This is a genomic window from Okeania sp. SIO2B3 (genome assembly GCF_010672525.1).
GTDB lineage: Bacteria > Cyanobacteriota > Cyanobacteriia > Cyanobacteriales > Microcoleaceae > Okeania.
On the sequence record NZ_JAAHGH010000099.1, the window covers coordinates 1 to 21,173 of the forward strand.

General features: G+C 35.2%; 16 protein-coding genes. 8 read left to right on the forward strand and 8 right to left on the reverse strand.

The window, feature by feature from the left end:
• Positions 1-208 (forward strand): hypothetical protein (locus F6K15_RS31420; RefSeq protein ID WP_293069061.1); only part of this gene is annotated, 208 nt, incomplete at its 5' end.
• A 37-nt stretch (positions 209-245) separates the two neighbouring features.
• Complete coding sequence (locus F6K15_RS31425) at positions 246-2,174, forward strand: ABC transporter substrate-binding protein (protein WP_293069064.1); 1,929 nt, start codon at positions 246-248, stop codon at positions 2,172-2,174.
• 939 nt (positions 2,175-3,113) lie between these two features.
• On the opposite strand, the gene F6K15_RS31430 is transcribed toward F6K15_RS31425, so the two are convergent.
• Positions 3,114-3,551: a helix-turn-helix domain-containing protein gene (locus tag F6K15_RS31430; protein WP_293069067.1), complete on the reverse strand. Its 438-nt coding sequence runs from the start codon at positions 3,549-3,551 to the stop codon at positions 3,114-3,116.
• Positions 3,552-4,912: 1,361 nt separating this feature from the next.
• Here F6K15_RS31430 and F6K15_RS31435 point away from each other — a divergent pair.
• The 3 genes from F6K15_RS31435 to F6K15_RS31445 all read left to right on the forward strand — a co-directional run bounded on the left by F6K15_RS31435 (position 4,913) and on the right by F6K15_RS31445 (position 11,118).
• A complete protein-coding gene (locus tag F6K15_RS31435) occupies positions 4,913-7,609 on the forward strand; it encodes an AAA-like domain-containing protein (RefSeq protein WP_293069070.1) in 2,697 nt (898 codons plus the stop codon).
• A gap of 745 nt (positions 7,610-8,354) precedes the next feature.
• Entirely contained in the window at positions 8,355-9,566 is a 1,212-nt protein-coding gene (locus tag F6K15_RS31440) for a response regulator (protein ID WP_293069073.1), read from the forward strand.
• Between the two features lie 358 nt (positions 9,567-9,924).
• The gene (locus F6K15_RS31445) at positions 9,925-11,118 is read left to right on the forward strand and encodes a response regulator (RefSeq protein ID WP_293069076.1); all 1,194 of its coding nucleotides are present in this window, start codon (positions 9,925-9,927) and stop codon (positions 11,116-11,118) included.
• Positions 11,119-12,128: 1,010 nt separating this feature from the next.
• On the opposite strand, the gene F6K15_RS31450 is transcribed toward F6K15_RS31445, so the two are convergent.
• The gene (locus tag F6K15_RS31450; protein WP_293069079.1) at positions 12,129-12,377 is read right to left on the reverse strand and encodes a hypothetical protein; all 249 of its coding nucleotides are present in this window, start codon (positions 12,375-12,377) and stop codon (positions 12,129-12,131) included.
• An 855-nt stretch (positions 12,378-13,232) separates the two neighbouring features.
• On the opposite strand from F6K15_RS31450, the gene fumC reads away from it, so the two are divergent.
• Positions 13,233-14,642: a class II fumarate hydratase gene (gene fumC / locus F6K15_RS31455; RefSeq protein WP_293069081.1), complete on the forward strand. Its 1,410-nt coding sequence runs from the start codon at positions 13,233-13,235 to the stop codon at positions 14,640-14,642.
• Positions 14,643-14,885: 243 nt separating this feature from the next.
• Here the strand turns inward: fumC and F6K15_RS38775 are convergent, their stop codons facing one another.
• A complete protein-coding gene (locus tag F6K15_RS38775; RefSeq protein ID WP_363269114.1) occupies positions 14,886-15,074 on the reverse strand; it encodes a hypothetical protein in 189 nt (62 codons plus the stop codon).
• Between the two features lie 36 nt (positions 15,075-15,110).
• Positions 15,111-15,302 (reverse strand): hypothetical protein, encoded by a 192-nt coding sequence (locus tag F6K15_RS38780; protein ID WP_363269116.1) that lies wholly within the window; start codon positions 15,300-15,302, stop codon positions 15,111-15,113.
• Positions 15,303-15,960: 658 nt separating this feature from the next.
• Here F6K15_RS38780 and F6K15_RS31465 point away from each other — a divergent pair.
• Complete coding sequence (locus tag F6K15_RS31465; protein ID WP_293069084.1) at positions 15,961-16,068, forward strand: hypothetical protein; 108 nt, start codon at positions 15,961-15,963, stop codon at positions 16,066-16,068.
• A 69-nt stretch (positions 16,069-16,137) separates the two neighbouring features.
• A complete protein-coding gene (locus F6K15_RS31470) occupies positions 16,138-17,658 on the forward strand; it encodes an ATP-dependent endonuclease (RefSeq protein ID WP_293069087.1) in 1,521 nt (506 codons plus the stop codon).
• 361 nt (positions 17,659-18,019) lie between these two features.
• Here the strand turns inward: F6K15_RS31470 and F6K15_RS31475 are convergent, their stop codons facing one another.
• The 4 genes from F6K15_RS31475 to F6K15_RS31490 all read right to left on the reverse strand — a co-directional run bounded on the left by F6K15_RS31475 (position 18,020) and on the right by F6K15_RS31490 (position 20,833).
• Complete coding sequence (locus tag F6K15_RS31475; protein WP_293069090.1) at positions 18,020-19,006, reverse strand: methyltransferase domain-containing protein; 987 nt, start codon at positions 19,004-19,006, stop codon at positions 18,020-18,022.
• Between the two features lie 84 nt (positions 19,007-19,090).
• A complete protein-coding gene (locus F6K15_RS31480) occupies positions 19,091-19,708 on the reverse strand; it encodes a hypothetical protein (RefSeq protein WP_293069093.1) in 618 nt (205 codons plus the stop codon).
• Positions 19,709-19,711: 3 nt separating this feature from the next.
• Positions 19,712-20,062: a hypothetical protein gene (locus F6K15_RS31485; RefSeq protein WP_293069095.1), complete on the reverse strand. Its 351-nt coding sequence runs from the start codon at positions 20,060-20,062 to the stop codon at positions 19,712-19,714.
• 48 nt (positions 20,063-20,110) lie between these two features.
• On the reverse strand, positions 20,111-20,833 hold the full coding sequence (locus F6K15_RS31490; protein ID WP_293069098.1) for a hypothetical protein: 723 nt from the start codon (positions 20,831-20,833) through the stop codon (positions 20,111-20,113).
• Between the last annotated feature and the right edge of the window lie 340 nt (positions 20,834-21,173).

Genomic DNA, 21,173 nt, shown 5'->3' on the forward strand with positions numbered 1-21,173 from the left:
CTTCCCCCTCTTCCCCCTCTTCCCCCTCTTCCCCACCTTCCCCCTCTTCCCCCTCTTCCCCACCTTCCTACAAGGGTTTCAGGGGTTCCTTATAAGGGATAGCTGGGAGTGGGAGGGGAAGTCAGGAGTCAGGAGTCGTATGGGAATGGCTTCAATACCATTTTTTAGTCGGAAGTTCTCTTTTTCATCAAAAATACATCTCCTATAAATTCTTTTGATTGCCCTTATTATTCGTAACATTCTTTTTGCAAATTGGTATAAAGTCTAACTACAAACAAAAACCAAGAAAGTTCAACAAAATTAATTTTATTATTCCTAAGTTTATGATTTTTCGAGTGCTACATTCTTCAATTGGATTTTTATTATGTTGTTTATTGATTTTTATCAGTGGTTGTCGCCCAATTTTATTAAATTCACAGATTAATAATAGTTCAAAATTAGTTTTAGCTCTTCCTAGTGCGCCACCTACTTTTAACTATCCAATATCTCGTTCTCCTTATGGAATTTTTACGTTTATTTACGAGGGATTACTCTCAGAAAATGGTCTGACTGGAGATTTACAACCAGCATTAGCAGAATCTTGGATTTTGTCTGAAGATAAAAAACGAATTATTTTTACATTACGCTCAGGATTAAAATGGTCTGATGGGGAACCTCTAACTGCTGATGATGTTGTCTTTACCTACCAAGATATTTATCTAAACAAAAAAATTCCTACTGTTTACAGAGACTTTTTAAGAATTGGTAGTAATGGCGCTTTTCCCTCTGTAAAAAAACTCGATCTACAAAGAGTTGAATTTATTTTGCCTGAACCATTTGCCCCATTTCTCAGATATGTAGAAAGATTAAAAATTTTACCAGCTCATGCTTTGCGAGATACTGTTTTATCAATTGATGCTGATGGTAAACCCCTATTTTTATCAACCTGGAATACAAACACAGACCCACAAAAAATCATTAGTAATGGCGCTTTTAAACTTGCAGGTTACATACCTTCTCAAAGAATTATTTTACAAAAAAATCCCTTTTATTGGCGTTCCGATGCTATGGGTAATTCACTGCCTTATCTCGATCAAATTATTATCCAAATTATTCCTTCAACCGATAATCAATTGCTCAGATTTCGTTCTGGAGAACTAGATACTCTACGAGTAGATGCCGAAGCATTTCAATTACTGAAACGAGAAGAAAAACGAGGAAAATATCAGATTTATAATGGTGGTCCTCAATTTGGTTATCAGTTTGTTGGTTTTAATCTTAATCAAGCTAAAAATTCGGAAGGTAAACCTTTTTTAAATTCTATTAAGTCTGGTTGGTTTAATAATTTGGCGTTTCGTCAAGCAGTTGCTTATGCTATTGACCGTGAACAGATAAATAATAATATTTATCGAGGTTTAGGAGCAATACAACATTCTGCTTTTGGGGTGCAAAGTCCTTATTATTTATCTCCAGAAGCAGGATTAAAAGTCTATAATTATGACCCTGAAAAAGCTAGAAGTTTATTGTTAGATGCTGGTTTTAAATATAATAATGTCAATGAATTATTAGATAAGGATGGTAACCGAGTAGAATTTACAATTTTAGTAAAATCTGAAGAAAAACTCAGGATAGATACAGCAGTTCAAGTCAAAGAAGATTTAAGTAAAATTGGGATTCAAGCTAATTTACAGGTACTTAATTTCAACACTGTTTTAGAAAAGCTATTACTTCGTAGAGATTGGGAATGTTATGTTGGAGCTTTTGGTGTTTCTGGTGCAGATTTTGAGCCAAATTTACTCTCCTTATTTTGGTTAAGTACAGGTTCATTTCATCAATTTAATCTTGGTGCTAAACCTGGGGAAACACCACTGCAAAATTGGCAAGTTTCTAGTTGGGAGGAAGAAATTGACCGTTTATTTACTGCTGGATATCAAACGGTAGATGAAAATAAACGTCGAGAAATTTACGGTCAGTTTCAGCAAATTGTTGCGGAACAGTTACCTATATTTTTTTTAGTAAACCCTCTTTCGTTGCAAGCAGTTCGCGATCGTATAGATAATTTAAAGTTTTCTGCTATTGGTGGAGCTTTTTGGAATATTGATGAATTGAAAGTTGCTGATGAAGGAGTCAGGAGTCAGGAGTTAGGAGGGAAGAAGAAGGAAGAGGATAAGAAAGTTTTTCCTGAACGCTATTAAACAGACATTATATAGAACTCCCCGTATCTTCATAAATTTAGCAAGGAGTCAGGAGACAGGAGACAGGAGACAGGAGACAACCCACCCCTCGCCCCTCCCAGGAGGGGAAGGGAAGAGGGAAAATGTGGGGAGAAATAATACAAAAAGCAAGGAGTCAGGAGACAACCCACCCCTCGCCCCTCCCCCTCCCAGGAGGGGAAGGGAAGAGGGAAGATGTGGGGAGAAATAATACAAAAAATTCAACACTCCTTGCTGATGATTTTCGGTCAAAATTGATGCGCGAAAAGACTTGACCACCATAATTATATAGAGCTCAAATGGGTTCTATAATACTATGTCCGGATGATTAAGTATAGCAACCGCCTGGTTGGTGTTTGACAATTAGTGCGAGCATCTTGCTCGCGTCATAAATCATCACAATTACCCGATATCCTAACTATGGTTTGCTTATGGAAAGTCTTTTTGCTGGGGTAGGGAGTAGGCAGTAGTTAGTACGTAGAATAAATGAGAATCACAGAGTCAGTGGCCTAAAGAATAGTCAGAGTGATTTTTCGGCTGCGTGCTTCCCAAAAATGCTCACTTTTTTAACTTAAGCTTCCTGAAAAGCTCATACTTTTTCCAGATATAAAAAGCCTAAAACCAATATCAGTCAATGCTTTGGTATTTAATCAACAAGCCCTAACTATAGTGGCGACTGCTATATAATAAAAATGTTCTATTTATGCACTCTTGAAGGAATATCCAAAATTTATGCTCCGTTTCCAGTGTTCTATCTTGAATTTACACCTATGACCTAGCACCTAAGAACCGCTATTAAACGGACATGAAATAACGCACTATCTATAATAGTAATGTGTGACGGCATCATTAATTGAGCTGTCACACGCCACTACTATGTAATAGAGTAATCAAGATGAAAAGTTGGTATATTCAGGAAATTTAGGAATTGGAACTACATCGTTTCATATATTCCCATCCACGTTGGGGAGAAACGCGATCGCGTCCAATAGTTTTCGCAATCCATTCTGCCACTTTCGGTCCAGTCCAGGTCTCTTGGTCTCTGGGTGGATTTTTAAGTGCTATGCGTAACTGTTCTTGTTGTTCTAGTGTCAGTAAAGCATGGGAAGGATAAAATTTCCTGGTTTTCCGTCGATTCAAAATGGCATTTGGTCCTTGTTGATTATAATTTTTTACTATATCTTTAGCATAATCATAGTTAAGACCTAAGGCTTTAGCTGCTTCTTTAATAGTCCACTTTTGAGACACCAACCATAAAAGGTGCCAGCGTCGAGATTCTACTCTATCTCTCGTTTGGAGATAACGTGTTTTGATTTCTATTTCACTCAGGTGAGATTTGAGATAGGCTTTTTTAGGCATCTTTTTCTACTTTATCAGGGAGTAATAAATTTTAGTAGCTCGACTCTGGGAAGCAATAGAACTCTGTTCTGCTCAAAGCAATTGCTATCCTAGACATAGATGACCCTGTAAAGTTTAAATCCACCGTTACAACTGGAGATGATTTCTTAGTTAAGGTAGTAAACCTTTTTGAGCAGTTTAACCGTAATTTTTAATTTACGGACTAACACCTAATCTGAGAAATATCTGTTAGTTTTATTAACTTTGCAGTTGTATTGTTTACGGTTTAGTTACTTATCTGTATATACTATATCATTTTATAATATCTGTGTAAATACATAAAATACTTAATTCAGATAATTTTTTAACTTCACGAAATCTTTACTTTTTTTATGAAAATCTTTACAAAATCTTTATAATACTCAACTCAAATTATGATAATAATATAATTTTGAGCATTTTATATGCAAGTTTAGTTGACCATAGAAAATCCCATACCTGTTGAGAATATGGATCGATTAAGCTAGTCTTAATAGAGTAATTTTATCTGCTGGAAGTAGCGGTTAGTGCGTAATTAATTTTCTATCTTGCTTTTCTAATTCTGAAGTTATTTTTCAATTACTACACAAATTAAGATAATAACAGCCGGGTATTTGACCGAAACTTATTTATTATTGGCAGTGCTTCTATTTCCAGAGTCGCCTATTGTTATATTCTGTCTCTACCTAAAATTTTCAACCATAGAGTATATAATACCAAGCATGATAAATGTTTATTACAAATAGTATCAGCAAGGAAGAAGCAAGAAGGAAGAAGTAATAAACAAATCATAAAAAAAGGCAAAACAATCGAAATAGCTAGCTTATAGGATTGGAGAAGTTATTTTTAGGCATAATTTTCAGCCTTTTTTTTATGCTATATCTATAATTTTGATCAAAACACTATTTGATAATCTTGTAAGCATTTCCTGCGGAATGCTGCCCAAACAGCTATTAGCAGTCAGCTAGCCTCCTCCGGAGGAACTAGGTTAACAGCAATTAGTAATTATTTATTACTTCTAAGGTTTAGGAAGGAGACTTTAACGGTAATTTTTATTCTGTCTTAATTTCTCAATTATTTTTACCTTCCCCAAAATTAATAGCTGAAGTCCGCAGTTCCGACCTAGGAGGCTAGCTAATAGCTGACGGCTAAATGCTTATATAATCTTTCTCTTTTCCCTTATTCTTTACTCTTTCTTACTTTTTCAAATTTAAAATATCATCATTATATTTTTTCGGAGATATCTTATCTAATAGACATTTCTAATTTCCCTACCTTCTCCAAATATTAAATTAATTTTGCACAACTACTTATAGCTTTCCTAAATTTAACCGAGAAAAGTTATGAATGTTAACTTAATTAATAAATACATTATTACCATGAATAACTCAACACAAAAATCTTATTATCAAGTCGGTGGTTGTCTCCCCAGAAATTCACCCAACTACGTCAAGCGACAAGCAGATGAAGACCTATATAAAAATCTCAAAATAAGTGAGTTTTGTTATGTTCTCAACTCTCGTCAAATGGGAAAATCTAGTTTGCAAGTTAGAACGATTAAAAGATTACAGCAAGAAGGTGTTTCTTGTGTGGCAATAGACATCTCCGAAATAGGTAATCGGGGGGTTACTCCTGAGCAGTGGTATGCAGGTATTCTTCGCATCTTGGAAAATAATTTTAATCTCTCAGAATATGTCAATATTCGTACCTGGTGGCGAGAACGAAATTATCTGGCACCTGTACAACGATTAAGTGAATTTATTGAAACGATATTACTAACAAGAATTCAGAATAATATTGTGATTTTTATTGATGAAATTGATAGCATTCTAGCTCTAGATTTTCCGGTAGATGATTTTTTTGGATTTATTCGTTCCTGTTACAATAAACGTGCCAATAATCAAGAATATAATCGCCTAACTTTTGCTTTGTTAGGAGTTAGTACACCTCAAGATTTATGTCAAGACCAAAATAGTACACCTTTTAATATTGGTAGAGCTATTGAATTAACTGGTTTTAAATTTGATGAAGCTTTATCATTAGTAGATGGATTAGTTGAAATTTGTCAGCAACCAGAGGAAGTTTTAAAAGAGATTTTATCGTGGACGAATGGGCAACCATTTTTAACTCAGAAAGTGTGTAAAATTATCATTGAAAATGGAACTGTAATTGTTAATCCCAAAATCGAGTTAGAGGAGATTATTAAATCTAAAATTATTCATAATTGGGAGGCAAAAGATATACCAGAACATTTAAAAACTATTCGCGATCGCCTTTTCAGAAAGGATGAAAGAATAGTTAGAAGATTAGGGTTATATCAGCAAATTTTACAGAATGATTTGACTGGAATAGTTGCCGATGATAGTCCTGAACAAATGGAACTTAGGTTATCTGGATTGGTAGTTAGAAGAGATAGGAAATTAACTGTGGCTAATCCTACATATGCTAAAGTTTTTCACGAAGAAATGATTAATGAAGAGTTAGAAAAACTACCTCCTTATTCTACAAAAATTAAAGCATGGCTTTATTCAAACTGTGAAGATAAATCTTATCTATTGCAAGGGGAAGATTTACAATCTGCTTTAGTTTGGGCAGCCGGAAAAAGTTTAAGAAATCAAGACTTTCAGTTTTTGACTACTAGCCAAAGATTAGTATTAGATGCTCAAATAGAAGCTTTAGAATCAACAAAAATAGAAACTAAAAAAGCTCAGACAGAAGTTACAAAAGCACAACAAAAAGCTAAACGTTGGATTTCCATAGGTTCTGCTATCCTTGGCACATCTTTAGTTTTATCAATAGGTTTTTCACTATTAGCTTATCAAAGATTTAGATTAGCACAATCTAGTCGAGAAATTGAACAAACTGGCACTGATGCTTTGTTATTAGCAATGTTCAAAAAGTCAACAACAAATCAAGCATTGTTTGAAGCTTTACCCAAAGCGATATCTGCGGGACAAAGATTAAAAGATTTGGTTAATAGCAATATTCCTCTAGCAGAATATCCTGCAACTCGACCGATATTAGCACTACAAATGATTCTGGATAAACTTGACGAACAAAAACAATTTGAAGATAGTTTTCTTCAGAAAAGAAAGATTATTCTGCAAGGTCATCAAGGTGCTGTTACCAGTGTTAAATTTAGACCTAATCGAGATATTTTAGCTTCAGCAGGAGTAGATGGAAAAGTAATTATTTGGAATTTTGAGGGCAAAAAAATTACAGAATGGCAAACGGAGCAAAAATCAGTTAATAATCTAATTTTTCATCCTAATGGTCAATATTTAGCAACTGCTGGTAGTGATGGTACCGTAAAAATCTGGAATTTATTAGGGGAAAAATTATATGTATTAGAGATATCTCAAACTGAAGTTAATAGTATTAGTTTTAGTGCTGATGGTAAGTATTTAGCAACTTCTGGCATAGATATTCCTATTCAAATTTGGAATGTATCATCCTCACCTATAACTATATTATCTGATTCAATTTTGAATGATAATGGTTTGATTAGAGCTGTTAGTTTTAGTCCTAATGGAAATTTTCTAGCAACATTAGATGGAAAGTCTACAATTAGATTATGGAATATATCTGAAAATCAATTCCAAACTCTAAATGTGCAAGCTATTAGTATGAATTTTAGCATTTCTCAACCTCAGCTTTTACTAACAGCAACATCAAATGGAGTAGTGGAATTGTGGCAGATTTCTACAGGAAAATTAATGAACAATTTTCAAAGTTTACATTTGGATACTAAGCTAATTAGTTTTAGTCCTGATGGAGAGTTAATAGCTACTGTTGGAATTGATAGTATTGTGCGACTTTGGAATTTATCAGGACGGCAAATTAGTCAATTTGAATTTATGGAGAATGTAATTAGTATTAGTTTTAGTTCAGATAGTAAAAAAATTGCTGTTGCTGGTAGTAATGGCAAAATTTGGCTCAGGTCTGTGGAAGATTTAGATGAACTTTTAAGTAAAAGTTGTAGTTTTTTAGTAGGAAAACCTAACTATTTTATGAGAGTAGTAGAATTTTGTCAGAGTTAAAAAGCGTTTCCTGACGGAATGCTCCGCAAACAGCAGTTCAGCAATCAGCGGTCAGCTTTGCGCATAGCGCTATCGCATTCCGTTATTGCAACTTCTCCTGCGGAGAATAGAAAAATTGTGCGGTAGCAAAACGCCTCTACAAAAAATTACGAATTTTGTACCTCATGCTTTTTGAGAATTGCTATACTATGAATCTGCTGAAAAAATCATTCAAAAATCAGCCGAATGGCCGATGTATAATTGGTAGAGAATGTGCTTAGGAACAAATATTTTTAGTCGATATTGAGTTGGTTATACCATGCATGAAAAAAAGAATGTTATAAATAATAAGTGCGATCTAAAGACTTTGCAGGAGATGTCCCTTTGACAAAAAGGGAATTGATGACCTAAAAACTGGTATTGAAGCTATTCATTCTGTACGTTGCCCTACCGACGCCTCCCCTACCTGACTTCTAAGAAATACCCTAGCTATTTGTAGCAAACATTTATCAATCTATGATGATGATGAATTGAATACGAGGAAACATATTTCCCACTGTTGACTGTTTCCTGTTACAAGTAAATCAAAAAATTTCCGAAAAAACCCTGAATATCTCAGTACAATTATTAACAAAACTCAGTATAACAAGCGATGACATAATGAAGGAAATATGAAACAATAAAAGCTATGTACATATCATACTGTTATACTGCTTAATATTGCAAAATTAAATATTATTATTATTATTTGAAAGGTTCAATCATTATGTCAGCACCCACTATTGGTTATATTAAGCTAGCAAATACCCTGAGTATAGTCAGTCAAAAACAAGTTACTGGAAAGTTGAGTGTTGCTCATGGCAATCAAGAATGGCAACTTTATTTCCTATTTGGTCATCTTTTATATGCAAGTGGTGGGTTACACCCTACAAGGCGTTGGTATAGAGCAGTCAAGAAACATTGTCCTGACTTTAAATTTGAAGTCGATCAGTTAACAAATGGTCAACTATGGGAATATAAATTATTGCAAACAGCTATTAGTGATAATCAGATAACTTTAAGTCAAGCTAAGGCAATTTTGCGTACTATTGCAGAAGAAGTTTTCTTTGCTATTATTAGTCAACCAGGTTTAACAAGAAGATGGCATCCACAGAAACATTCAACTTCTCAAACAACTTTAAGTTTACTTTTATCAAGGCGAGAAATTAAAGAAGCTCTTGCTTCAGCAAAAATACTTTCAAAATCTTTACAAGATGAAGGTTTATGGCATATCAATCCCGATCTTGTTCCAACGATAAAAAATAGAAATAAGTTATTAAATAAAGAAAAATCAGAGTCTTTTTTGAAGATCGATAAGTTACTCAATGGTAAACGAACAATTTGGGATATTACATTAGAAATGAAAATGTCGTTAGAAGTAATTACCCGTAGTTTATATAGCTTTGAAAAACTAGGCTTAATTGATTTTATCAAGGCAGAAGATTGGCTTCCACCTTCAGAAAAATTTAACTTGCCAGCGATAGAAAAGAGTATTGATCAAGCCAAAATTGCTTGTATTGATGATAGTTATAGTACTGGTTTCTTACTGGATAAAATTCTCAAGCCACTGGGATATGAAATTTTGCATATTCAAAATCCAATTAAAGGATTAGCTCTTTTAGAAGAATATAAACCTGATTTTATTTTTTTGGATTTAATTATGCCTAAAGTTAGTGGTTATACAATATGTGAATTTTTACGAAAAACTACTACATTTAAAAGTATACCAATTGTATTTTTATCAACTCAAGATAGTATTATCGACCGGACTAGAGCTAGAATTGTAGGTGCTAATGATTACCTGTGTAAATGTTCTTGTCCAGAAAAAATTGTAGAAGTTGTAGAAAAGTATGTCAATCCTAAATATTCTACAAATGAGGAGTCGAAAACTACTTTACAGCAAACATATAATTTGACTTTGATGCCTGTAGGAAGCTAAAACTAAGTTGCGATACATTATCGGTTGATTATCCATTAATGGTGATTTTGATCTAAGATTTTACACTTGTAAAATCTAGTGTTTCTATATAAACTACGTCACGACTACCCACCTAATATTTGTGTGATATCTAGTAAATTTTATATCTAGTAAAATAGATTACAAAAATAATAGTAATAAAATTATTAAATTAATATTATTAACCTCCATTTTGCTAGTAAGATTTTCAGATCAATTGATTTTTTAATAATTAATCGCGAAGAAAATAGTCCCTAGAGGGTTAAACCCTATAGAAAAAGTTTGATTGTATGATTAAACTAGATATAAAATTAGATAACAAATATAAAATAGAATAATTATGTTAATAACTAATATAGGGTATAACAAAGTATGGAATGTTTTGGCCGCACTTAGTCACAAGCAAGCAACTGGTAAACTAATATTAGACAATGGCGAACAAAAATGGCAGATTTACTTTTGTCAGGGACAAATGTTATATGCCACAGGGGGATTACATCAAACGAGACGTTGGTACAGAACAATTAGTCAACATTGTCAGCATCTAAAATTTAACGCTAATTTACTATCTACTGAAGAATTATGGGAATATAAACTTCTTCAACAAGGTCTTACTGAAGAACAAATAACTATAAAACAAGGTAAAGCAATTATCCGTAGTAGCAGCTATGAAATTTTCTTTGCTTTAGCAAGTCAATCAATTTTAAATCTCAACTGGCAATCAGATCGGGAATTAACATCAGAACTTTGTCCCAATTTAGTATTATCTCCATTAGAATTAAAGCAAGTTATAGAGGCAGCACAAAAACTTTGGGAACGGTGGCAAAAAATAGGTATTAATGATATTTTCCCAGAACAAGCTCCGTTAGTTAAACAATCTATAAAATTACACAGTCGTCTCAGTGAAGAATCTATACAGGTTCTTACTAATAAATTTAATGGTGAAAATACCTTGTGGGATATTACAGCTAAAAAAAGGCAATGTTTAGCCTTAACAACTCGTACTATGTATCATTTTTTTAAACAAGGTGTAATAGAAGTTCGAGCTATACCAGATTTACCTTCTCCATTGGAACAATTACGCCTAGCTTACTGTTCAACAAATCGTTATAGACCTCTCATAGCTTGTATAGATTCTACACAAACAACAGGTAAATTTTTAGAGCAAATTTTGATGCCTAAAGGTTATAAAATTGAGAAAATTACTGACCCAATGCAAGGGGTAGGATTAATGGCTAAAAAAAATCCTGAATTAATATTTATGGATTTAGCTATGCCGGAAGTTGATGGTTATGCACTCTGTAATTTTTTGCGGAAAGCTTCAATTTATAAACAAACTCCTATTATTATTTATACTGGACAAGATAATTATCTAAATCGGGCTAGGGGATTATTAGCAGGTGCTACAGATTTTTTAAGAAAACCAGCAACTGCAACAAAAATCTTAGAAACAGTAGAAAAGTATTTAAAGTTAAAAAAACAAGAATATCAAATTAAAAATAACCTTTCGCAATCTTTAGCTTTGGCACGTTAATTGTGGAAGAAAATTAGTATATATTTAAGTAGGGTAATTTTCCCTGGTAAGGTGTAAGGTATTAAGATATAGGAATAAGAGAAAGACCTGATAATTTGTTGTCATCAGAAGCAGTCGTGCTGCACATAGCTAGGGCTTGCTGATTAAATCTAAAAGTATTTACAGACAAAGATTTTAGCCTTTTTGGGGTCTTTAAAAAGTGCCTGGTTTTCAGCTCTTCACGCTCAAAAAGTTAGTATTTTAGGCGCATAGTTGGGCAGAAAAATCACTCTTACAATTCTTACTCCTACCTCCTCTAAATTCCTTTTTCTCCCCTCCTGGGAGGGGTCAGGGGTGGGTTGTCTCCTGTCTTCCCCTCCTGGGAGTGGGAGGGGCGAGGGGTGGGTTGTCTCCTACCCTCACCCATAAGACTTTTTCAGCAAACCCTAGCTAAATTCACGAACAATTAGCAATGGGTCTCAAGGGCGAGCTTACCCAAGGAGAAAATAGCCCCGGATAGTCAAGCTACGAAAAAGGGCCAGCAAAAACGGAAACCTAGCGCTTTTGCCAAACGCAGCAAAATGCAACAGCGATCGCCTTTGGTTCATTGATGTGAGCGATCGCCTTTGGTTCATATGGGTGTTTTAGTAAAGTTGAGACGGTTGAGTTAGGTTGAGTTAGGGATGAGGCATCCTACTTTTCCTTCGAGCTTTCTCTCATTGACATCCTCTCTGGCCTAAAGGCACAGAGATTCCTACCGAACCTTAGTTCCTCAGCGGGTTGACGCTTTGCTTCGCATAGCTGTCGCTAACACAGGGTGCTGCTTCCTTGGCGGTAGTCTGACGCTTCCCTCCACGTCCGTTTAGAGTTTCCGTTAGCGTAGCTCCTCCGGAGGAGGCGTGCCCCCCGGCAACTAATCAGACTCTAGCATATATTCAATTCACTTGCAAATAAAATAAAAAGTCGCCCTACAAGGGGGAGGCTTTAAACCCAATTTTTCGCTAATCATGGTCTACTCCCTCCCAGTCTTACTACTCTTTAGTCCAGATCTTAAATGTCGTATTAGATCCTGTCGCATTTTTTAAGGAAAATCCATAGTTTCTGTAGTAATAGCATCTGGCTGGTGTACCTTCATCATAGTAAATAGCAACACATTCTTGCTTTTTCAGACAAAATGACTGGCATTGTTTCGCCAGGTCTCTCCCCTGTTGTACCGCCACGAAATCTTCACTGGCTGTTCCTAATGCCTCCAACTTTATATCCTCTTCATATGCTGACATCTCCGTCGCATTTGCAACATCAGCCATTGTCACTACGCTTACTCCAACTACGAATAGGACTAGCACGCATGCTATCAAAATTTTCTTCATCTTTTCCATGATTTTATTTCTCCTATTTATCCTAATGCACTACTCAATAGCTTCTGTCTGTTTGTATTTCATCATCTTGAGACAGAGCTGATGGGAGTGGGTTTTGATATCCGGCCATTACCGCCAAAATTCCTCAAGAGGAGAGACCAGGCCGTCTGGTAGTTCTTGCCAAGTCCCTATATTGTCTCATTTTACAAGCGGCAGGCATAATATCTCTCTATTTGCCCAGCATAGGCGCTGGTTTTTGCCACATTAACCATAGCACACCAAATCCCGAGGGAGTGAAAATCAAGCTTTATCCACCTTTTTCTCTTTTTATGCCAATTCTTTGCTATACTTGGATTTTCTATTTCTAAATAGTATTTATTGACGTAATTTTATTGTTAGCTAACCTCTGGAAAAATTCCAGTGATTTTTACCGAATTATTAATAATTAATTATTAATTATTAATTATTAATTATTAAATAATTCGCGCCTTGAAGCCTCCCCTTTTAAGGGAAAAAAAGCGGTCGAGGGATGGCGTTAGCGGAGCGGCTCTGTCAAGAGCGGGTCTCCTTGCTGTCCGACCATCGACCAAGAGAAGAAATAATATCTCCTGATATTCAATCAAGAGTGGTTTTAACCAGAGGTAATTATCAATTATCCATTATCAATTATCAATTAATGAACACCTTCCAAGGGTCGCATTACTTTTGAGAAATGGTATAAAAGCTTGACCAAAAATTAGGTAAATAATAAAGATACACCATATCACAAAAATACTAATGACAGAATTAATGTCGCCAAAAATGCGTATTGAAAGCGATAGCATGGGAAAAATAGAAGTACCAACAAATCGTTATTGGGGCGCTCAAACTCAGCGATCGCTTATCTACTTCTCTATTGGGCAAGACTACATCCCACCAGAAGTCATCAAAGCATTCGCTATTCTCAAAAAGGCAGTTGCTCAAACTAACCATGAACTGGGTAAACTTCCAGAAGACAAAACCAAATTAATTTCTCAAGCAGCAGAAGAAATAATTGCTGGAAAACTAGATGGTAACTTTCCACTGCGAGTCTGGATGACAGGAAGTGGCACCCAATGCAATATGAATGTCAACGAAGTCATCTCCAACCGAGCGATCGAAATTGCTGGTGGAGAAATGGGAAGCAAAATACCAATACATCCCAACGACCACGTTAATATGTCGCAGTCATCTAACGATACTTTTCCCACTGCTATGCACATCGCCTCAGCAATAGCATTACAGGAAAAGTTGTTGCCGAAAGTCAAGAAAATGCGCGATGCACTCCAGGAAAAATCAGAAGTATTTTCCGACATTGTTAAAATAGGGCGTACTCACTTGCAAGATGCTGTACCGTTAACATTGGGGCAGGAATTTTCTGGATATGTGGCACAACTGGATGCAAATATGCAACATATCACTAATGTCTTGCCAAGTTTGTATGAATTAGCTCTAGGTGGCACCGCAGTGGGAACAGGGTTAAATACAGTTAGTGGTTTTGCGGAACTTGCTGCAAAATATATTAGTGAAATAACTGGGTTGCCATTTGTGTCTGCACCTAATAAGTTTGCTGCGTTAGCTGCTCACGATCCAATAGTTATGGCGAGTGGTGCTTTGAAGACTTTAGCTTGTTCGCTGCTGAAAATTGCTAATGATATCCGGTGGTTGGGAAGCGGGCCCAGATGTGGGTTTGGGGAGTTGATTTTACCTGCAAACGAACCAGGGTCTTCAATTATGCCAGGAAAAGTTAATCCTACTCAGTGTGAGGCAATGACGATGGTGGCAACTCAGGTAATGGGGTATGATACAGCGATCGCTTTTGCTGGCGCTCAGGGAAGTTTTGAGTTAAATACTTATAAACCGATGATGATTTTTAATTTAATTCAGTCGATTAATTTGATTGCCGATAGTTGTAATAATTTTACTGATTTTCTATTAGTTGATTTGCAGGCAAATCAGAAAAAAATTGAATTTTATTTGGAACAGTCTTTGATGTTAGTGACAGCTTTGAGTCCGAAAATTGGGTATGATAATGCTGCGAAAGTTGCTAAGGTTGCCCATGAGAAAGAGTTGACTTTGAAGGAAGCTTGTTTGGAATTGGGTTATGTTTCTGCCGAAGAATTTGACGAGATTGTAATTCCTAAAAATATGACTCATCCTGGGAGTTAGAAAAATTTGTAGGTTGGGTTGAGGAACCGAAACCCAACACATATTCTATTTATATAGATATAGATTTTTGTTGGGTTGCGCTGCCGCTTAACCCAACCTACTAGACTGAAATATTAATGACTGAAACACTGATGTAAACAGATAATCATCCTGATTATAACCTTAAATTAGTTCTTTAAGCAAAAATCGTAAATTGTAGGGGTTCTCCAAACCCCCCACGATAAAATATTACAACCTATTTCCCTATTTAACAGCTTGCCATAATACACCCAAAATTTCCTCGACATCCCGAATATAAAAATTACTTAAATCAATCTTTAATTCATTTCCTTCTAACAACAATAACTTCCAAATATCCCCAGTTGTTACCGCACCATAAATTCTATTAATTGCTTGATTTTCCTGTTGATTAAATAATTGTGCTGCTAACATTGTGGCTGCACATTGACCTAAACCACCCTTAATATCTTAATTTTTAGCCTCAACAATAATTGCTACAGGAGCATTAATTATTAACTGTTCTGGAGAACGACTAATTAGAAAGTCACAATACCCATTTAAACTCCGGTCAAAGTCAATATTAAATTCAATTCCTGAGAATAAACTAACCGAATAATTTGCCTGCCTTCTGATTTCTAATAACAAGGGAGTAATAATCATTTCTGTTTGCGGAGCATTCCGTCAGGAAACGAGCTTTTTCAGTATTAATTGCTCAAGCAAGTTCTACAGTTTATGCCAAAATTTGAGTGAGAAAATTACTGTGTTTTAGAGATTATACTTGAGCAAATAAATTCACTTGTTCGTGAATATGTAAATCAAATTATTTTTGGAATTTACTTAAGGTTTTAAAATCACTATATGCCATTTTTTTACTATAAAGAAGGAAGAGGGAAGAAGGAAGAAGGAAGAAGGAAAAAATATTGCTTTGTCTAAGTTTTAAACTTTTGATATGTCCGCACCCTTTCCTTCCACTGCTAAACTGCTTTGGTGGTAAATATAATAATCAATAATCAACGGGTTGTTCCTTTTATTATACTAATTTATAATCAATACATTGTCTATTTTGGAGTTAGAATGTATGACTACTACTTATGATGATATTTTTAGTGCAGCTTTATCAAAATAATTTGGTTTAAAACCCCTCCTTTTAAGGCGAAATATTTTTGAAGAGTTACTCAAATCACCGTTACAAAAATAACTTCTGATTTCTGACTTCTGACTTCTGACTTCGTTAACATTACCACCAGGTTCAAGAGCAATGTTAGCAGAACATTTGCTGAAAAGTCTTGATGCTGATTTTCAACAATAAATAGATGCTTTGTGGGAGATTGAAGCAGAAAAAAGAGTTGCAGAAGTTGAACAAGGAAAAGTTGAAATAGTGAGTCGCCAACAGGTGTTTAGAAAATTAGGTTCTAGAGGAAAATAATGGTTTGCGATTTTTAACCATAATAAACATATATAATTGAATTATTGATTAGTATTCAGGAAAAAAACAATGAGGCTTCATTCCGTTAAGATTAAAAGACTTCGCAGTATTGAAGAAGTTGAACTTAAAGATTGTGGTGATTTTAATGTTCTCATAGGTAAAAACAATGCTGGTAAGTCTAGCATATTATTAGCAATTGATACTTTTTTTGAATGTATTAAAGATGGCAATATAATCACATTTAACCCTACTCTCAAAAAGGAAATAGACTTTTTTAATAAAGAAACTGATTCATCTATAGAAATTGTAGTTACTTTCGGACTTGACTCCAATGATAAAAAAGATTTAATGAAAGTTATTAATGAAGCAACACAAATGAAGAATCCTGTAGACAAGATTAAATCTGCTAAACAGCTTTTAATTACTTTGAATATTACTCCTCCTCCCATAACTTATAGTTTAGTAACTCAAATTAAGCTGATTGGAAGTTATATTGATGATGATGGAACTGTTATATTAACTATTGATGATAGTACTGCCCAGGAATTATATGCAGAATCACTTCAGTATAGGAACAAGATTAAATATGCAGAAGAAGTATATAGGGTTATATCTGAAATCAACGTAAATTCTATACTTAGAGAATATTGGAAACTCTCAGGTAGTACATCTGAAGTTTTATTTTTCAGATATTTTTTTGCTCCTACAAAGTTTGCAGAAACTAAAATACCTCAAGAACTTGGTATTAGACTTAGTTCATTATTTATGTTCGATCGCCTGGTATTTGTTGAAGGTAAATCTGATGAAGATGTGATTCGGGAATGGGCATCTAAACTAGGGGTTAATTTTAGTCAAGCTAATGTAGGTTTTGTGATTATGGGTGGGGTAAGAAATTTTGCACATTTTGCCACAGAAACAACTTTATCTTTTCTGACTAAACGTCAAGTCAAAATGTGGTTTTTATTAGATAGAGATGAAAAAGAAGATTCAGAGGTTAGTAAGTTACAAAGTCGTTTAGGAAATAACGCAAAATTAAAAGTTCTCAGTAAGAGGGAAATAGAAAATTACTTGATTTGTCCTAGTACAATCAGAAGGTTTATTCAGTCAAAAAAAGAATTGGAAGGAAAACCAATAGATGAGTTGCCGGAAATACCGGAAATAGATGAAATTTCCAATAAAATAGAAGAATGTGCAGAAAAATTAAAACAACTTTCGATTGATAAAAGGATAATTAAAAAACTACCTAAGCTAATTTATCCATCTGAAAAAAACTTACTAAAAGACCCCGATACCAATACAATTGTTGAAAGAATAAATTTAGAAATTAACAGTAATATTAAACAGCTAGAAGAAAGTAAGAAAGATACAGAAAATATTTACAAAGAAATCTTATCTGAAGTTGAGAAAAACTGGAATTATAAAAAGCTAGATATAGTTCCTGGTGACTTATTACTCGATCAAGTTTGTCAGATATATAATGTTCGCTTTAACAAAACAAAAGATGCTTCTCGTATGGCAGCTTTAATGGATAAAAACAAAATTGATTCAGAAATTTGCGAAATTATCAAAGAAATCGGTAGTAGTAATTAAATCTTAAATATCTCAATTAAAATCTATTAGTCAACCAAAATTTGTGATTGATTTTTCATTGCGAAACAGTTAAGTTTTCCGATTCCAAAGTAGAAGGAAGAAAGAAGAGGGAAGAAGGAAGAAGGAAGACAGAAAAATCTTGCGTTGTCTGAGTTTTAAGCTTTTGATATCAAATCCGCTTGGGTTCGGTATAAAAAAATGTTCCATTAAAGCGCCATTGCTCAATCTTTCTCTATCTCCCCCTCCTGGGAGGGGTTAGGGGTGGGTCTCCAGACTATGAATCTAATTAGACCAATGCTACCGGATTTGATATTACTCCCAGTAACTAACTTCCCAAATCTGCCAAAGATACCAACAAATATTACATTTTAACTACTTCAGCTTGAGTATTCTCTGTTGATGATAATATTGAACTAACCTTGACCGCGCGGAACATTCCAAAACGACAAAGACCACTCCCAAATGCCAGACGCATCAATAACAAAGTTGGTACTTCTCGTATAGACTTAATTATCCCTGATAAACCAAAACGAATCATTCCTTGAGGTCTAATTACACCTTGCCAGATAGAATCTAACCAAGAAGGAATAGTCTCCTGAGTCCAATCTGCTGTTACTACTTCCCCTTCCACTAATCCAGTTTCCGCTATCAGTTCCGAAAAACCCTCAATACTAGAAAAAGCAGGATGAGACCACTGCTCTAATAACTGTCGCATTACAGGTTTTTCCCAGAAATTGAGTGGTTTTTGGCGATCGTCTCGCTGGTTCCAGTCAGCTACAACTAATATTCCACCAGGTTTTAACACCCGCATCATTTCTTCAGCATATTTAGCTTTATCTGGCATATGAGGTCCCGCTTCAATTGACCAAACTACATCAAAACTATTATCTGGAAAAGAAAGTGCTAGAGCGTCATCTACCTGAAATTTAGCATCAACTCCTTCCGGGGTTAATTCCTGAGCGCGTTGTACTTGTTTAGGACTAATCGTAATTCCTGTAACATCAAACCCATAATCTTTTGCTAAAATACGGGTGCTTCCACCAATGCCACAACCTACATCTAAAACAGTAGTACCGCGAAATAGTTTATCCAACCCTCCCCATTTCACCATTTCATGGACAAAGTCAGACTTTGCAGTCAAAAAATCTTTCTTCTGTGGTGGCGAACCATAGTGACCTAAGTGAATGTGTTCGCCCCAGTAAAATTCTAGGATACCGTCTTGAGTCCATTCATCGTAGGAATTAGCTACCGTTTCAGATGATTCATAACTGCGAGGGGTAAGAAAATAAAGCGCAATACTTAACACAAAAAGTAAAAGTAGAAATCCCAGAAGGTAATATAAGTACATGAGACCTTAGTATTTGTTTACAACTTTATTTTATAGCCTTAAAGCCTAGAATTTTGTACCTCACCAGTATGGGAATTGCTATATCTACTGATTAGCTATTTTAGCAGCCCAAATGTGTAAGTAAGTTGCCACCTCGCGCCAAGAAACACTGGCGTTCGCTACTATTAGCTCAATATCTGCTCGGTCTAATTTTAATCCTACCTGTTTCACTTCTGGTAATGTAACTGCTTGAATGCGCTTCTCAGCCCAAGCAAGAATTGTCTCTGGAGTGAGGCGATGAAATTTAATTGTCCGAATTTTGAGCCGCACAAAACGCCCTACCCAAGACAAATCTTCATGGGTTCCAGCTACAATAGTCGCCCCTTGGTAAGAAGCTTGAGCTAGTGCAGCTAACAGTAAAGGTATGGGAATGCGGTCTGCTTCATCCCAATAGCTAATGGGTTCGACAGGAGGAATTTGCCACCTTCCCCACCCAGGGGGATAATAAGTGTAAGAGCCTCCAGTCTGTTTGCGCCAGTGGAGTAAATGAGAGGTTTTTCCGGCTCCTTTTTCTCCAATGAATTGAAAGAGAACCCGTCCTCTAGGTTGAGGAGGTTGGGAAAAACCCCGGTCTAGCCACAAGTCTTCTGTAACACCAGGAATTTGTTCGGCAGTAAAAGGGTTACAACGTAATCCTAGTCTTTCGTAAGGGTTAATCCACACAATTTATGCTCCTCTGGGAATAACTCGAAACAGTTTCACTTTTTTTCCTTTTTCTTTGCTATTTAATTTTCTGGAAAATTTCGTTGCAATAATTACCTCCCAAATCACTCGGATAATTTCTCCATCATAGGATACAGGACCCAAGGGGGGAATTTGGCAGCTAAAAGTGGAATGTGTTGTTCCTACAAAAGAATTAGAATAAACTGTTTTAGTATCAACACTGCCTCGCCCCTCAGTACGCCAACCTACTTTAAGGTTGATCTCATGTGGAGTTATGTTTCCTTCCCAAAAGAATTTTCCGGACAGCTGTTTGCCTACTTCAATTACATCATCTTGGAGTTCAATAGTTATCATAGTTTTTGTCTGTTTATGCTTAATAGGATTTTCAGTAATTTGAGGTAATTAACTTGCTAATATCGGGTCTACAGCAAGGGGGAAAGTACATAAAACGTAATCCAATTCCCTCCTAGAAACTTCTACGTTTGTTTTTTTTATAAAAACCAATTTTTCTTTATTCAGCTCTACTTCAATTGTCCACAAAATACAATTATTATATGTCTGCAATGATGGGGCGCTATTGTTGGGAATTTCAATTGATGTTTTAAATTCAATCTCTTGAGTATCTGCTAGTACCGTTTGGTTAATTAAAGGCTGCTCTAGAATAATTCGTCGAACGGTTTCTCGATCAGTTCCAACCTCATAAGTTACTACTTCTGAACACCTTAACACTGCTTTCAAGTAAGCATTTTGATTCAAAGTAGCGCCCGAACGCAAGGGACGGCGATAGTGAATTTGATATCTACCCCCTAATTTTAAAGGATGCTCAGAAACAAGCAGTTCTCCAGGATTTTCAAATTTTCTTCTGTTATACAGACGTAAACTCCAAACTGCTGAATATAAAAACTTTAAGATGAATCCAACTAAACAGGTAACTTTTGCTATCTGGAGATTATTAGAGAAATAATATATAAGTGCACCAAGACCAAAGAAACCAATTGCAGAAAAAATACAATTTAGAATAAAGCAGCTAACTAGAAGTATTTTCGGGTTATCATCAGGGATCATTTTGAATCCTTCTGGAGTATTTTTAGAGGCTTTCAATTTAGGGAGTGTGTATGAATTCATTTGATTAATAATCTGTTGGCTATAGAGTCAATTTACAATTTCGGTTTTGTCCAAAATTCCCAACCTTTTGTTGGTAGGCTGAGTTTTTCACTTCGCCTACTACTAAATCAGATAGAATTACTGATTTTATGCAACTTAAATTCTGTGTTTCACAATGTAGTGTAAAAGTTAAGGATTCAGGTATTGACCCCTCCCTAATTGTTTGTCAGTATTTAACCAGATATGAAATTAAAGATTTTTGGGTTTTTAATACTACATATTTCTAATATTACAGCAGTTTTCATTTGGGTAGACCACTGTAGGGACGTTGTATGCAACGTCCCTACAAGGTTTTGATTGT